The 594-nt window shown below is 44.9% G+C and carries 1 protein-coding gene and 1 pseudogene; one reads left to right on the top strand and one right to left on the bottom strand.

Annotated features, from left to right (window positions below; translation table 11 throughout):
- On the top strand, positions 1 to 191 hold a 191-nt coding region (locus R7040_RS28180; protein ID WP_318097848.1), incomplete at its 5' end, for a nitrous oxide-stimulated promoter family protein.
- On the opposite strand, the pseudogene R7040_RS28175 reads toward R7040_RS28180, so the two are convergent.
- Positions 178 to 594: pseudogene (locus R7040_RS28175) on the bottom strand (MATE family efflux transporter); the annotation flags it as partial. The gene R7040_RS28180 and the pseudogene R7040_RS28175 sit on opposite strands and share 14 nt — an antisense overlap.

The raw sequence follows: 594 nt of genomic DNA, 5'->3' as shown, positions 1-594 counted from the left end.
ATAAACCCGAACCTAAAGAACAGATGCGTTTAGTGATGCGCTATTCAGGCCCGAGAATGTTACTAAAACATCCGATTCTGGCAGTTCGGCACCTGCTGCACGAGAAACGCGAGGTTCCTGAAAAACCAGCAGCCAATGCATCGAACCGCCACAAAAGAATCAATGAAGAACGCGATACTAAGAAGTCGTAATGACGGTTAGATTCTTTATCCAATACTTTTGCGTATATCGACGATAACACAACGCCAACTTAACGACTTCCTCTGCAATCATCAGTGCATACACGTACTTAAACTCCCAACCAAGAACAAACGCAGCGATTGCACAAAGTGGCAAGCCTGTCATCCACATGGCGATAAAGTCCATGCGTAAGCAGAATACGTTGTCGCCACCAGCTCGAATAATCCCGTTAATGATGATCATGTTCAACATACGCAACCAAATCGCGCAGCACAAAATCATCACCGCAGGGGCTGCGAGTGGGTAAAGATCAGGGTTGTCCAAATTCAATGCTGCAATGATCAACTCACGATTAAGAAGCAACAGTGCGCCGATGGAAATACCAAACACAAAGACTGCTTTGATAAAGAATTT

The sequence above is a fragment of the Vibrio sp. 1069 genome (assembly GCF_033340555.1).
Note: the sequence above shows the minus strand (reverse complement) of the source record. Positions and strands in the feature narration are given on the sequence as shown.